This window comes from Serratia sp. KH_031, assembly GCF_057839655.1.
In genome coordinates, this window is record NZ_CM174496.1 from 501,788 (window position 1) to 516,329 (window position 14,542).

Genomic DNA, 14,542 nt, shown 5'->3' on the forward strand with positions numbered 1-14,542 from the left:
GCTGTGTTGTGCCGTTTAGTGCGTTGACCGGATGGTAAACTGAACTTTTGTTGAGGAAATTCAGGCGTCGTCCTATTTCCCACGCATTCGCGTTGAAACAACATAGACTATTTTCACCGAAGTAGAACGTTTTTGCGCCTTGTCGCTGCTTCGTGTGGTTGGTAAAGTAGGCGGATTTTATTTTCCGCCCCCAGCTTGCAGGATTATCCTTTCGTTATGTTTAAGAAATTTCGTGGCATGTTTTCCAACGACTTGTCCATCGACTTGGGTACCGCCAATACCCTGATCTATGTTAAAGGACAAGGCATCGTACTGAATGAACCTTCCGTGGTTGCCATTCGCCAGGATCGTGCCGGTTCTCCGAAGAGCGTTGCGGCCGTGGGTCATGATGCCAAACAGATGCTGGGGCGTACGCCTGGCAATATCGCTGCCATTCGTCCAATGAAAGACGGTGTTATTGCCGATTTCTTTGTGACTGAGAAAATGTTGCAGCACTTCATCAAACAGGTTCACAGCAACAGCTTTATGCGCCCTAGCCCGCGCGTGCTGGTTTGCGTACCGGTCGGTGCAACTCAGGTAGAACGTCGTGCCATCCGTGAATCCGCCCAAGGTGCTGGCGCTCGTGAAGTGTTCTTGATCGAAGAGCCAATGGCTGCGGCGATCGGCGCAGGCCTGCCCGTTTCTGAAGCGACCGGTTCAATGGTTGTGGATATCGGTGGCGGTACCACGGAAGTGGCGGTGATTTCACTGAACGGTGTGGTTTACTCTTCTTCTGTACGTATCGGTGGTGACCGTTTCGACGAAGCTATCATTAATTACGTGCGCCGTAACTACGGTTCACTGATTGGTGAAGCGACCGCAGAACGTATCAAACATGGTATTGGTTCGGCTTATCCGGACGATGAAGTGCGTGAAATTGAAGTCCGCGGCCGTAACTTGGCCGAAGGGGTTCCACGTGGCTTTACCATGAACTCCAATGAAATCCTCGAAGCGCTGCAAGAACCGTTGACCGGTATTGTCAGTGCAGTAATGGTCGCGCTGGAACAGTGCCCACCAGAACTGGCTTCCGATATTTCTGAACGCGGTATGGTGTTGACCGGTGGTGGCGCATTACTGCGTAACTTGGATCGCCTGCTGATGGAAGAAACCGGTATTCCAGTAGTTGTGGCAGAAGACCCGCTCACCTGCGTGGCTCGCGGTGGTGGTAAGGCGTTGGAAATGATCGACATGCATGGCGGTGATTTGTTCAGCGAAGAATAATCAGCCCCAAGAAGGAGGAATGGTATCGGATGAATGCGTTACGCGTTACGCGGGAGTCAGATACGGTTCCTCTTTTTCTGCTGTCGAGGGATCCTCATAATTTATGAAGCCGATTTTTAGCAGGGGGCCATCCCTGCAACTACGACTTTTTCTGGCAATGATCGTGGCTGTGGCTCTGATTATTGCCGATAGCAGGCTAGGTACGTTTGCCAAAGTGCGCAACTACATGGACACTGCTGTCAGCCCTTTCTATTTTCTGGCCAACGGGCCGCGTAAAGTTCTGGATAGCGTTTCGCAAACGCTGGCAACTCGTCAACAGTTAGAGTTGGAAAACCGTGCTCTGCGGCAAGAACTACTGTTGAAAAACAGCGATCTGCTGCTGCTGGGTCAATTCAAACAGGAAAACGCCCGTTTACGTGAGCTGCTGGGCTCACCACTGCGCCAGGATGAACACAAGATGGTCACGCAAGTGATCTCAACCGGCTCTGATCCTTACAGCGATCAAGTGGTGATCGACAAAGGTTCTGACAGCGGCGTGTATGAAGGTCAGCCGGTTATCAGCGACAAAGGTGTTGTCGGTCAAGTGGTGGCGGTGGCTAAAATGACCAGCCGCGTACTGCTGATCTGCGATGCTTCACACGCGCTGCCCATTCAGGTTCTGCGTAACGATATTCGCGTTATCGCGGCCGGTAGCGGTTGTACTGACGATCTGCAATTGGAACATCTGCCAAACAACACTGACATTCGCGTTGGCGATGTGCTGGTGACGTCTGGTCTGGGTGGGCGCTTCCCTGAAGGTTATCCGGTAGCGGTGGTTTCCTCGGTCAAAGTGGATAACCAGCGTGCATACACCGTGATTCAGGCACGACCGACTGCGGGCCTTCAACGCTTGCGTTATCTGTTGTTGCTGTGGGGCGCGGATCGTAATGGCACCATGCCGTTGCCGCCGGAAGAAGTCCACCGTGTCGCCAATGAACGCTTGATGCAGATGATGCCACAGGTATTGCCACCGGCTGATGCCATGGGGCCTCCGGCACCACTACCAGCACCGGCGACGGGTACCACTCCGGTAACCCCTCAGGCGGGCTCAATACCGACTCCAGCCTCTGTTGGAGCCACACCATGAACCGTTACCGCAGCCACGGACGCTGGGTTATCTGGCTTTCCTTCTTGGTCGCGTTGGTACTGCAAATTATGCCGTGGCCGGATCAAATTTATATGTTCCGGCCTTCTTGGTTACTGTTGATATTAATCTACTGGGTGATGGCGTTACCTCACCGTGTCAACGTGGGTACGGGTTTTGTCCTCGGCTTGATCATGGACTTGATCCTCGGCTCCACACTAGGTGTTCGTGCCTTGGCTCTGGGGCTTATCGCTTATCTGGTGGCCTTCAAATTCCAATTATTTCGCAACATGGCGCTGTGGCAGCAGGCATTTATTGTGGTATTGCTGTCGCTGGCAATGGACGTCGTGGTGTTTTGGGTTGAGTTTTTAGTGATCAACGTCTCTTTCCGCCCAGAGGTGTTCTGGAGTAGTGTGGTCAATGGTGTTCTGTGGCCGTGGTTATTCCTACTGATGCGTAAAATTCGTCGTCAGTTCGCTGTACAATAAAGGATTCTTAATGATTTCGACCCCGCTTTATCTGGCCTCTGGCTCACCGCGGCGACGTGAATTGCTCACATTGCTCGGTGTGTCGTTCGACATTATCCTCACGGATACCGAAGAACAGCGGCAAGAGGGCGAGGGTGCCGACGCTTATGTTCGTCGCTTAGCACAAGACAAAGCCAAGGCGGGCGTGTTATTGGCCGAGCAGGATCGACCGGTATTAGGCGCTGATACTATCGTGGTACTGAATGGAAGGGTGTTGGAAAAACCGCGCGATGAGGGCCACGCAACAGAAATGCTAATGGCTTTGTCGGGTAAACAGCACCAGGTCATGACGGCGGTGGCGATCGCCGATCGACACGATATGTTATGCCAACTGATATTGACGGACGTGACATTCCGCAACCTATCACAACAAGATATCCGCGAGTATATAGCCACTGGTGAGCCGATGGATAAAGCGGGCGCCTACGGGATACAAGGTAAGGGGGGGTGTTTCGTCAGAACGATAACAGGGAGTTATCACGCGGTAATGGGTTTACCGTTGGTCGAGACACATGAACTACTCAGTAATTTTGTCGCATTACGTGAAGTAAGAACCCATTAAAAGATCTACACCCAAAATAATTCGAATTGCATCAAGGCGGCTCGAAGTATGACGGGATAGCCGGTTCTGAGGAGAAGGCATGACCGCTGAGCTACTAGTTAATATCACACCGTCAGAAACGCGGGTTGCCTATATTGATGGCGGCATCCTGCAAGAAATCCATATCGAACGCGAAGCCAAACGTGGCATTGTTGGCAACATCTATAAAGGACGTGTTAGCCGGGTGTTACCTGGCATGCAGGCGGCGTTCGTCGATATCGGGCTGGATAAAGCCGCTTTCCTACACGCCTCCGACATCATGCCGCACACCGAATGTGTCGCGGGTGATGAACAAAAGAATTTCCACGTGCGTGATATCGCTGAATTGGTGCGCCAAGGGCAAGACCTGATGGTTCAGGTGGTCAAAGATCCCCTTGGCACCAAGGGCGCACGCCTGACTACCGATATCACTCTTCCGTCGCGCTATCTGGTGTTTATGCCGGGAGCTGCACATGTAGGTGTTTCACAACGTATTGAAAGTGAAGCCGAACGTGAACGTCTAAAGAAAATCGTTTCTGTCTATTGTGATGAACTGGGCGGCTTTATCATCCGCACTGCTGCTGAAGGTATTGGCGACGAAGAATTGGCACAGGACGCCGCGTTCCTAAAGCGTTTGTGGACCAAAGTGATGGAGCGCAAAAAGCGCAACCAGACTCGCTATAAACTGTATGGCGAACTGGCACTGGCGCAACGTATCTTGCGTGATTTTGCTGGCACGGCGCTGGATCGCATTCGTGTGGACTCCCGCCAGACGCTAGATCTGTTGCTGGAATTCACCAACGAATACATCCCAGACATCACGACGACGCTGGAGTTATACACTGGCAACCAACCGATCTTCGATCTGTACGATGTCGAGAACGAAATCCAGCGGGCGTTGGAACGTAAGGTTGAGTTGAAGTCTGGCGGCTATCTGATCATCGATCAGACCGAAGCGATGACCACCATCGATATCAACACCGGTGCATTCGTCGGCCATCGTAATCTGGACGAAACCATCTTCAACACCAACATTGAAGCCACGCAGGCGATTGCTCGTCAGCTACGTTTACGCAATTTGGGCGGCATTATCATCATTGATTTCATCGACATGAGCAATGAAGATCACCGTCGTCGTGTGCTGCATTCGTTGGAGCTGGCGCTCAGTAAAGACCGGGTCAAAACGACCATCAACGGCTTCTCACAGTTGGGGCTCGTTGAAATGACGCGTAAACGAACGCGTGAAAGCATTGAACATGTACTATGCCATGATTGTCCTACCTGCAATGGCCGTGGCACGGTGAAAACGGTAGAAACCGTGTGCTATGAGATCCTGCGTGAGATTGTACGAGTTCATCATGCTTACGATTCCGATCGCTTCTTGGTGTATGCCTCTGCGGCGGTAGGCGAAGCGCTGAAAAGTGAAGAGTCACATGCACTGGCCGAAGTGGAAATTTTTGTCGGCAAGCAGGTGAAAGTACAAATCGAACCGTTGTACAGCCAAGAACAATTTGACGTTGTTATGATGTAAAAAATTTTAACGTAGAACCCGTTGCCAGGCAGCGGTGGCAAGGAGAGATTTGTGAGGCGACTGCCTGGGATTCTGTTAGCAACAGGTGCCACACTCATCGTAGTGATGGCCTTGCTAGTCAGTGGGTTACGGTTGGTGTTACCCAAGCTGGATAGCTATCGTCCCCAGTTGTTGACGAAAATCACCGAGCTTTCTGGCGTACCGGTTCAGATTGACTACTTACAAGGCCGTTGGGAGAATTTCGGCCCAACGTTGGAGGCGCGTAATATTCGCGCGACCTTGCCACGCAGCAATTTACAGATTGAACGTGTGACGCTGGCGCTGGATGTGTGGCAATCCTTGCTGCACTGGCGCTGGCAGTTCCGCGATCTGACCTTCTATCAATTCCAGCTCGATCTCAACGACACTCTTGGTGGCGATGAGAATCAGGGTAGCACCATCAAACCGGGCAAACTTAGTGATTTAATGCTGCATCAGCTCGATCACTTTGACCTGCGCAATAGCCGCATTTCCTTCCTAACGCCTGAAGGGCAACGCGCCGAATTCGACATTCCGCGCCTCACTTGGTTAAACAGCCGCAATCGTCATCGTGCCGAAGGGCAAGTCAGCCTTTCGACCATCACCGGTCAGCACGGTGTGGTGCAATTGCGTATGGATCTGCGTGATAACCAAGGTTTATTGAATACCGGCATGGTCTATATGCAGGCTGACAATATCGATATGAAGCCATGGATTAGCCGCTGGTTGAAAACCAATACCGGGCTCGAAAGTGCTGATTTCAGTCTGGCGGCTTGGTTGCAGATCCAAAACGGTGAAATCTACGGCGGCAATGCGTTGTTGAAACAAGGTGCTGCTCATTGGCAGGCTGGGAACGAAGCCCATCGTCTGGATGTCGACAATCTCGCGTTGTCATTGAGTCGCCAAGGCAATGGTTGGCAATTGGACGCACCGCAACTGAACTTGAAAACTGATGGGCAGGCTTGGCCTCTAGGGAAAGTTTCTGCCTTGTGGCTACCGGAAAATACCCAATTCATGGGGCCGAATCAGAATGAAGAACTGCGTATCCGTGCGAGTCATATTCAGCTCGAACGGTTGGGTGCGTTGTTGCCGACCTTCTCCTTCCTTAGCCCAGATGTGCTAGAGCGCTGGAAAGATTTGCAACCCAAAGGCCAGTTGGATGTATTGGCGTTGGATATTCCGCTGAAGCAGCCGGAGAAAACCCGTTTTCAAGCCAGTTGGCAAGATGTGAGTTGGCAACCGTGGAAACTGTTACCGGGCATCGATCACTTCTCTGGCAGCGTGAACGGCGGAGTGGAAAATGGCCAGTTAACGCTGGGGCTGAAAGACAGTACCTTACCGTATGGCGATATGTTCCGTGCACCGTTGGAAGTGAGTAAAGCCAGTGGCGCGTTGAATTGGCGTTACGACAACAGCGGTTGGGAGTTGTCGAGTGAAAATCTCAACGTACAGGCCAAATCACTGTGGGTGAATGGTGGTTTCCGCTATCAACAACCGGCTAATGGTGCGCCTTGGTTAAGTATTCTGGCTGGGATCCGTTTGTATGATGCTAGCAACGCTTGGCGTTACTTCCCTGAACCCTTGATGGGCACTCATCTAGTCGATTATTTGAGTGGGGCGATCCAAGGTGGGAAAGTCGATAATGCTACGTTGATCTACGCCGGAAACCCGCATGAGTTCCCGTATCACAACAACGAAGGCCAATTTGAAGTTTATGTGCCGCTGCGTCAGGCCACCTTCCAGTTCCAACCGGGTTGGCCGGCGCTGACCGATTTGGCAATTGACCTCGATTTTGCCAACAACGGCCTGTGGATGAAGGCGCCACAAACCAAACTGGGCAAAGTTGATGGCAAAAACATCAGCGCCAACATTCCTGATTACCTGAAGCAACGATTACTGATCGACGCTGATGTTGCTGGTGCCGGGCAGGACGTACACGACTATTTCAAACAAACCCCGTTGCATGACTCTGTCGGCGCGGCGTTGGACGAGTTGCAAGTGGGTGGAAATGTTGGTGGGCGCTTACATCTCGATATCCCATTGGATGGAGAGCAAGTTACCGCCAAAGGCGAAGTGACGCTGAACAACAATACATTGTTGGTGAAGCCATTAGAAAGCACCTTGGAGAAAGTCACTGGCAAATTCCGTTTCGATAACGGCAACCTGACCAGCGATCCCTTGAGCGCTAATTGGTTCGGACAGCCAGTGGCGGTGAACTTTAATACGCAAGAAGGCGCGAAAGATTATAAGGTTAACATCGGTCTGAAAGGAGATTGGCAACCCGCCAAGTTCCCTGGCGTACCGCAAGAAGTGACGAAATCGCTGGTGGGCAGTGCGCCGTGGAAGAGCCAAGTAGCTATCACGCTGCCACATAAAGGTGCTGCTAGCTACGATATTGGTGTCGATGCTGACCTGAAAAATGTAAGCAGTCACTTACCGCCACCGCTAGATAAATCAGCGGGTGAAGCATTGCCTCTGAGCGTAAAAGTCAAAGGCGGGTTGAATGGATTCATACTAAACGGCAACGCAGGTAAGCAAAACCATTTCAACAGTGAATGGCTATTGGGCAAACAACAGGTTCAACTGTCGCGTGCCACTTGGCAAACCGCGGGTACTGGCACGCCAGCGCTGCCGGACGATAAATCACTGACGTTAAATCTGCCTGCACTGGATGGTGAGAAATGGCTGGCGTTGCTGGCTCCGGCGCTGGAGCAAAGTGGTAACTCCGGCAAAATCGGTAATTTCAGCTTCCCGACTACTGTGGCGCTCAATACTCCACAACTGCTGTTAGGCGGTCAGGCGTGGCATAAACTCACATTGTCGGCGGCTAAGCAAGTCGGCGGTGTGGATATTCGCGCTAAAGCTGATGAAGTTGATGGTTCTTTGCGTATCGCGGATAACGCCCCGTGGCGCGCCGACATCAAGTATCTCTACTACAATCCGCAGTTCAACGACGTTAAGAGTGATAGCAAAAGCCTCCCGCCAACCGTTAACCCTCTGTTGAACGCTGACAGTATTTCCTTCCGTAATTGGCCTTCGGTCAATCTGAGCTGTCAGTCTTGCTGGTTGATGGGGCAGAACCTGGGTATCGTTGAAGCCGATGTGAAAAATCAAGGTGATACGCTAACGTTGGAGCGTGGTCTGATCGATACCGGTAAAGGCAAAGTCACGGCAACCGGTCTGTGGAAGCAGAACAGTCAGGAAGAACGCACTGCGCTGAAAGGTAAGTTGGAAGGTAAAAAAATCAATGAAACTGCCAGTTATCTGGGTATCACCATTCCATTGAAAAATGCGCCTTATGATATCGATTTCGACCTGCACTGGCGTGGGCAACCGTGGAAACCGCAGATGGACACCTTTAATGGCACGTTAAAAGTGGACATGGGTAAAGGAGAGATCGACAGCATGGGTGGTGGTCGCGCTGGGCAACTGCTGCGTTTGGTGAGTTTCGACGCCATATTGCGCAAACTGCAATTTGATTTCAGTGATACCTTCGGTAAGGGTTTCTACTTTGACTCCATCCGCACCACCGCGTGGATGAAAGATGGCATAATGCATACCGACAACTTATTAGTTGATGGATTGGCAGCAGATATCGCTATGGACGGTAAAATCGATCTGGTTCGTCGTCAAATCGACATGGAGGCGGTCGTCGCCCCAGAAATCTCTGCCACCGTCGGCGTGGCCACCGCATTTGTCATCAACCCGATCGTCGGCGCAGCCGTGTTTGCCGCATCGAAAGTGTTAGCCCCGTTATGGAATAAGATTTCGTTGATCCGCTATCACATTAGTGGCAGCTTGGATCAACCGAAAATTAATGAAGTGTTGCGTAAGCCAAAGGAGGATAAGGCGTCATGAGAAATGCCAACGTTGCGTTGTTACAACTGTGCAGTGGCGATCAGGTGCGAGACAACCTAGCGCAAATTGAACAACAGATTAAACAGCTCAAAGGCGGAGTGAAACTGGTTATGACGCCAGAGAACGCTCTGCTGTTTGCCGGCTCTGCAGATTATCGGGCGCAGGCGGAACACGAAGGTGATGGCCCGCTGCAACAGGCGGTACGCGACATGGCTCGTCGGTATGGCGTTTGGTTGCTGATTGGCTCTATGCCGCTTTTCAGCCGTGAAGACTCTACACGCATCACGACCAGTAGCTTGTTGTTTGACGATCAAGGCGAAATCCGTGCTCGTTATGACAAACTGCATATGTTCGACGTCGATATTAACGACAGCCACGGTCATTACCGTGAATCGGATATTTATCAACATGGTCAGCAACTGACGGTCGTCGACACGCCAGTTGGACGCTTGGGCATGACTATCTGTTACGATCTCCGCTTCCCTGGTTTGTTCCAAGCGCTACGCGCGCAGGGCGCAGAACTAATTTCCATTCCGGCGGCCTTTACTCGCGTGACCGGCGAAGCGCACTGGGAAATCCTGCTGCGCGCTCGGGCGATAGAAAACCAATGTGTGATCTTGGCGCCTGCACAGGTTGGCCGTCACGGTCCAACTCGGCGTACTTGGGGACATTCGTTGGCGGTAGATGGTTGGGGTAAAGTGCTGGCAGAAAACCCAGACGCGGTTTCGGCACTGAAAGTGCGCGTAGACGTTGAAGCGTTGAAAATTATCCGCGCCCAAATGCCGGTGTTGCAACACAATAGATTCCCAGCGTCGCTAGTGGCGCCGTTTGAATCTTCATCCTCCATAAAAGAGTGAAAACATTATGAGTCTGACGTTTGTCAGTGAGCAGTTACTCGCTGCGAATAAGCTGAGTCATCAAGACCTGTTCTCGGTACTGGGTCAACTGGCAGAACGCCGCCTCGATTACGCGGATCTCTATTTCCAATCCAGCTACCATGAAGCTTGGGTACTTGAAGACAGCATCATCAAAGATGGTTCTTACAATATCGATCAGGGCGTCGGTGTGCGTGCCGTTAGCGGTGAGAAAACCGGTTTCGCCTATGCCGATCAAATCACGTTGAATGCGCTGCAACAAAGTGCACAGGCGGCGCGTAATATCGTGCGCGAAAGTGGTAATGGCAAAGTGAAAACCTTGGGCGAGATCAGCCATCAAGCGCTGTATCCGTTGCTCGATCCACTACAAAGCCTGTCGCGTGAAGATAAAATCGCTTTGCTGCATCGCGTAGACAAAGTTGCCCGTGCTGCCGATAAACGCGTACAAGAAGTGAGCGCCAGTATCACCGGTGTTTATGAGCAGGTTTTGGTCGCGGCTACCGATGGTACATTGGCGGCTGATGTGCGTCCGTTAGTGCGCCTTTCTGTCAGCGTGTTGGTGGAAGAAGAGGGGAAACGTGAACGCGGCGGCAGCGGTGGTGGCGGTCGTTTTGGCTATGATTACTTCCTAGAAGTGGTCGACGGCGAAGTCCGCGCTGACACGATGGCGAAAGAAGCGGTACGCATGGCATTGGTGAATCTGTCTGCCATTGCCGCGCCAGCAGGCACTATGCCAGTGGTGTTGGGCGCGGGGTGGCCGGGCGTATTGCTGCACGAAGCCGTCGGTCACGGGTTAGAAGGTGACTTCAACCGTCGCGGTACTTCGGTATTCAGCGGTCAGATGGGTGAGCTGGTGACTTCTGAACTTTGCACCATCGTAGACGATGGCACACTGCAAGGTCGCCGTGGCTCACTGGCGATCGATGATGAAGGTGTACCAGGCCAGTACAACGTGCTGATTGAGAACGGTATCCTGAAAGGTTACATGCAGGACAAACTCAACGCGCGCCTAATGGGTGTAGCACCGACCGGCAACGGCCGCCGTGAATCCTATGCGCATCTACCCATGCCGCGTATGACCAACACCTACATGTTGGCCGGCAAATCGACTCCAGAAGAGATTATCGCTAGCGTGGAATACGGTTTGTATGCACCGAACTTCGGCGGTGGGCAGGTTGATATCACCTCTGGCAAGTTTGTTTTCTCTACCTCGGAAGCCTACTTGATCGAAAAAGGTCGCATCACCAAACCGGTAAAAGGCGCAACGCTGATCGGTTCTGGCATTGAAGCGATGAAACAGATCTCGATGGTCGGTAACGATCTGGCGTTAGATAAAGGTGTCGGTGTTTGTGGTAAAGAAGGCCAAAGTGTACCGGTCGGTGTGGGACAACCTACGCTGAAACTGGATACTTTGACTGTTGGTGGTACTGCGTAATTAACCGAACTCAACCAACGTAGCAATATCAATTTGTTGCGTTGGTTTTCCCTTCTATTTCCTACCTAACGCTATCATCGCAACCGATGCACCACCTGATTGCTGCTACCGCGCCAGATCAGCGCCGGGTCTTTTAAATCCTGCACAAATTTACCGTCAATCAATACGTTAATCAGAGAGACTATCTGCATTTGTTCTGTGTCTAACTCTGCCAACTTATAGCCTGTCCAGAGCCAAATATCTTTGCCGTGGCATTCGGTATGAACTCGTTTTACCAGTTGCAGCACCGCTGAGACGTTGGCGGGGTGCAGTGGATCTCCACCGGAGAGCGACAGCCCCTGACGTGGGATGCGGCTGTCATTGAGTTCGGTGATGATTTGATCTTCCATCTGCTGGGTGAACGGCTGGCCAGAGTTTAGTCGCCAAGTGCTTTTGTTGTAGCAACCGGGACATTGATGGACACAGCCGGAGACGAATAATGTGCAGCGTGTACCGGGGCCGTTGACGACATCTAATGGGTAGTATTGGTGGTAATTCATAGTGTTGGGTTCTATTTTTTTATCAGTGTGATGGGGATATATGGATATTCTGCGGATGGTTTCGGTCGCTAAATGTTTGTTGTTCCATATAGCGCGGACTACCGCGACCGAGCAGGGGGCTCAAGAGGCAGCCCCCAGCACCCCGCCCCTTGCCACATCAGGCGGTTGCTGGCGCAACTTCCTTCACTCCGTCCCAGTGCATAACTGCTGGCTACGACAGACGTCCCTGTCTGTCTCGCCTAAACGCGCCGTCCATGGCGCGTTTGCCTATGCACTGTGCCTGCGTTCAGCGCCTTCAATGGCGTTAACTTCCGTGTTCACTTTGGCACTGTTATTGTTTTGGATTTACTAGATTTAACCTAGTTGCCCATTCCCTAAATGCTTAACCCTGCGCTTCACTTCTTCCTGCTTACCAGCATTAAACGGTCGTGCATCTGGGCTTCCCAGATAGCCACATACGCGGCGGGTGACAGAGACTTTCGCCGAGTCGTGATTACCACATTTCGGGCAGGTGAAACCTTTACTGGTGCACTCGAATTCACCGGTAAAGCCACATTCGTAGCATTCATCGATCGGCGTGTTAGTACCGTAATAGGGCACGCGGCTGTAGCTGTAATCCCATACGTCTTCCAACGCTTTCAGGTTGTGTTGCAGATTCGGATATTCGCCGTAACAGATGAAGCCGCCATTGGCTAACGGTGGGTATGGCGCTTCAAAATCCAGTTTGTCATACGGGTTAACCTTCTTCTCAACGTCAAGGTGGAAGCTGTTGGTGTAGTAGCCTTTGTCAGTCACGCCGGGTACGACGCCAAAGTCAGCGGTATCCAAACGACAGAAGCGATCACACAGATTCTCACTTGGGGTGCTATACAGGCTAAAGCCGTAGCCGGTTTCGTCTTTCCAGCTTTCGGTGGCCTCTTTCAAGCGCTGTACGATAGCGATCGCTTTGGCGCGTAGTGTTTCGCTGTCGTAAACGTGAGTTCCAGCGCCAAATAGCGCGTTGATCGCCTCATGCACGCCGATATAGCCCAGCGAGATCGACGCACGACCATGTTTGAAGACTTCAGCAATGTTATCGTCGGCTTGCAAACGCACGCCGCAGGCACCTTCCATATACAGGATCGGCGCAACACGCGCTTTGATGCCTTCCAAACGGGCGATGCGGCTCATCAGCGCTTTTTTCGCCAATAGTAGACGCTCATCCAACAGCTTCCAGAAGCGGTTTTCATCACCCATGGCTTCTAGTGCAATGCGTGGCAGGTTCAGGCTGATCACACCGATATTGTTGCGGCCATCGTGGATTTGCTCACCGTTCTCTTCATAGACACCGAGGAAGCTGCGGCAACCCATTGGCGTTTTGAACGAACCGGTGACTTTCACCACCTGATCGTAATTGAGAATATCGGGATACATACGTTTGCTGGCGCATTCCAATGCCAACTGTTTGATGTCGTAGTTGGCATCGCCGAACTTGTGGTTCAGGCCATCGCGAATAGCGAACACCAGTTTTGGGAACACCGCAGTTTTGCGATTTTTACCCAAGCCCGCGATACGATTTTTCAGGATTGATTGCTGAATCAGACGCGATTCCCAACTCGTACCGAGCCCAAAACCGAAGGTGACAAACGGTGTTTGGCCGTTAGCGGTATGCAGCGTGTTAACTTCATATTCCAGGGACTGGAAAGCGTCATAACACTCTTTCTCTGTGCGCGACATGGCGTAGCCCTGCGCATCCGGGATTGCCCACTGTTCGGCGGTTTCTCGATGTTTACGGAAACTCTCAGTGACGAACGGAGCCAAAATTTCATCGATACGGTTGATGGTGGTGCCGCCATAAATATGGCTGGCAACCTGCGCGATGATCTGTGCGGTCACGGCGGTGGCGGTGGAGATCGATTTTGGCGGTTCAATCTCGGCGTTACCCATTTTAAAACCGTTGGTCAGCATGCCTTTTAGATCGATCAGCATACAGTTGAACATCGGGAAGAATGGCGAATAGTCGAGATCGTGATAGTGGATCTCGCCGCGTTCATGCGCTAGCACCACGTCGCGCGGCAAGATGTGTTGTTTGGCGTAGTGTTTGGCGACGATACCGGCCAGCAGATCGCGCTGCGTCGGGATCACTTTGCTGTCTTTATTGGCGTTTTCGTTTAACAGCGCGACGTTGCTTTGCTCGACCAGACCACGAATTTCCTGATTCAAGCGCCCACGTAGTTCACGTGAAATATCACGATCATGGCGATACTCAATGTAGGTGCGAGCTAGCTGTTTGTAGTTGCCCGCCATCAGCTGGTTTTCTACCGCTTGTTGGATCTCATGAATATCAACGTGCTGTCGTTGTTCCATTTGTTCAGCGACCACGCGGGCGACGGTAGCACAGTAATCAGCATCGATCACACCAGCCGCCAAAGCGGCACGTTCCACCGCTTGCTTGATGCGTACCTCGTCAAAAGGTACCTGACAACCATCCCGTTTAATCACTACTGGTTTCACGTCGTTACTCCTTGCTCGGCTTTTCGAACGTTATCCACAGGGCAATGCCGCAATGGATAAGGGCTGCGACGGCGTGTGGATTGTTTTGTGGATAAATACTATATGTAGTTGTTAGCTTATCTACATGCACTATATATAGATGTCGTGGCGGTTTTTTTGACCTAGGACAAGGAATTCAGGAGACAGTTGGATCGCTGTACAAACGTAAATTTAACGTATGAGTGTAGATATCAATATCTGTAGGCTGAATGAATAGCTTTGTAGATCTTGTTGAACTGAGATTAAGGTTAGAGAATTTTAAGT

At 51.7% G+C, this 14,542-nt stretch carries 10 protein-coding genes; 8 read left to right on the forward strand and 2 right to left on the reverse strand.

Going from position 1 to position 14,542, the window contains the following annotated elements:
- Positions 1–216: 216 nt before the first annotated feature.
- From mreB to tldD, 8 genes are all read left to right on the forward strand, one after another.
- A complete protein-coding gene (gene mreB / locus AC3ISQ_RS02220; protein WP_021180765.1) occupies positions 217–1,260 on the forward strand; it encodes a rod shape-determining protein MreB in 1,044 nt (347 codons plus the stop codon).
- A gap of 103 nt (positions 1,261–1,363) precedes the next feature.
- Entirely contained in the window at positions 1,364–2,386 is a 1,023-nt protein-coding gene (mreC, locus tag AC3ISQ_RS02225) for a rod shape-determining protein MreC (RefSeq protein WP_489350354.1), read from the forward strand.
- Positions 2,383–2,871 carry a rod shape-determining protein MreD gene (gene mreD / locus AC3ISQ_RS02230; protein WP_489350355.1) on the forward strand — a complete coding sequence of 163 codons (489 nt, stop codon included), beginning with the start codon at positions 2,383–2,385 and terminating at the stop codon, positions 2,869–2,871. Before mreC ends, mreD begins: the two co-directional genes overlap by 4 nt.
- A gap of 10 nt (positions 2,872–2,881) precedes the next feature.
- On the forward strand, positions 2,882–3,472 hold the full coding sequence (locus tag AC3ISQ_RS02235) for a Maf family protein (RefSeq protein ID WP_489350356.1): 591 nt from the start codon (positions 2,882–2,884) through the stop codon (positions 3,470–3,472).
- Positions 3,473–3,551: 79 nt separating this feature from the next.
- Entirely contained in the window at positions 3,552–5,021 is a 1,470-nt protein-coding gene (gene rng, locus AC3ISQ_RS02240; protein ID WP_489350357.1) for a ribonuclease G, read from the forward strand.
- Positions 5,022–5,072: 51 nt separating this feature from the next.
- A complete protein-coding gene (gene yhdP, locus AC3ISQ_RS02245; protein WP_489350358.1) occupies positions 5,073–8,897 on the forward strand; it encodes an AsmA2 domain-containing protein YhdP in 3,825 nt (1,274 codons plus the stop codon).
- Complete coding sequence (nit1, locus tag AC3ISQ_RS02250) at positions 8,894–9,754, forward strand: deaminated glutathione amidase (RefSeq protein ID WP_489350359.1); 861 nt, start codon at positions 8,894–8,896, stop codon at positions 9,752–9,754. The genes yhdP and nit1 overlap by 4 nt, the downstream gene beginning before the upstream one ends.
- Positions 9,755–9,761: 7 nt before the next feature.
- Positions 9,762–11,207 (forward strand): metalloprotease TldD, encoded by a 1,446-nt coding sequence (tldD, locus tag AC3ISQ_RS02255; RefSeq protein ID WP_489350360.1) that lies wholly within the window; start codon positions 9,762–9,764, stop codon positions 11,205–11,207.
- A 74-nt stretch (positions 11,208–11,281) separates the two neighbouring features.
- On the opposite strand, the gene nrdG is transcribed toward tldD, so the two are convergent.
- Both nrdG and nrdD read right to left on the reverse strand, forming a co-directional pair.
- The gene (gene nrdG / locus AC3ISQ_RS02260; protein ID WP_489350361.1) at positions 11,282–11,746 is read right to left on the reverse strand and encodes an anaerobic ribonucleoside-triphosphate reductase-activating protein; all 465 of its coding nucleotides are present in this window, start codon (positions 11,744–11,746) and stop codon (positions 11,282–11,284) included.
- Between the two features lie 354 nt (positions 11,747–12,100).
- On the reverse strand, positions 12,101–14,239 hold the full coding sequence (gene nrdD / locus AC3ISQ_RS02265; RefSeq protein ID WP_489350362.1) for an anaerobic ribonucleoside-triphosphate reductase: 2,139 nt from the start codon (positions 14,237–14,239) through the stop codon (positions 12,101–12,103).
- Positions 14,240–14,542 lie beyond the last annotated feature (303 nt).

What these genes read in the sequence shown, in the direction of transcription:
- mreC (WP_489350354.1), top strand. Translation starts at nt 1,364, where the DNA reads ATGAAGCCGATTTTTAGCAGGGGGCCATCCCTGCAACTACGACTTTTT.
- nit1 (WP_489350359.1), top strand. Translation starts at nt 8,894, where the DNA reads ATGAGAAATGCCAACGTTGCGTTGTTACAACTGTGCAGTGGCGATCAG.
- tldD (WP_489350360.1), top strand. Translation starts at nt 9,762, where the DNA reads ATGAGTCTGACGTTTGTCAGTGAGCAGTTACTCGCTGCGAATAAGCTG.
- AC3ISQ_RS02235 (WP_489350356.1), top strand. Translation starts at nt 2,882, where the DNA reads ATGATTTCGACCCCGCTTTATCTGGCCTCTGGCTCACCGCGGCGACGT.
- rng (WP_489350357.1), top strand. Translation starts at nt 3,552, where the DNA reads ATGACCGCTGAGCTACTAGTTAATATCACACCGTCAGAAACGCGGGTT.
- mreB (WP_021180765.1), top strand. Translation starts at nt 217, where the DNA reads ATGTTTAAGAAATTTCGTGGCATGTTTTCCAACGACTTGTCCATCGAC.
- nrdG (WP_489350361.1), bottom strand. Translation starts at nt 11,746, where the DNA reads ATGAATTACCACCAATACTACCCATTAGATGTCGTCAACGGCCCCGGT.
- mreD (WP_489350355.1), top strand. Translation starts at nt 2,383, where the DNA reads ATGAACCGTTACCGCAGCCACGGACGCTGGGTTATCTGGCTTTCCTTC.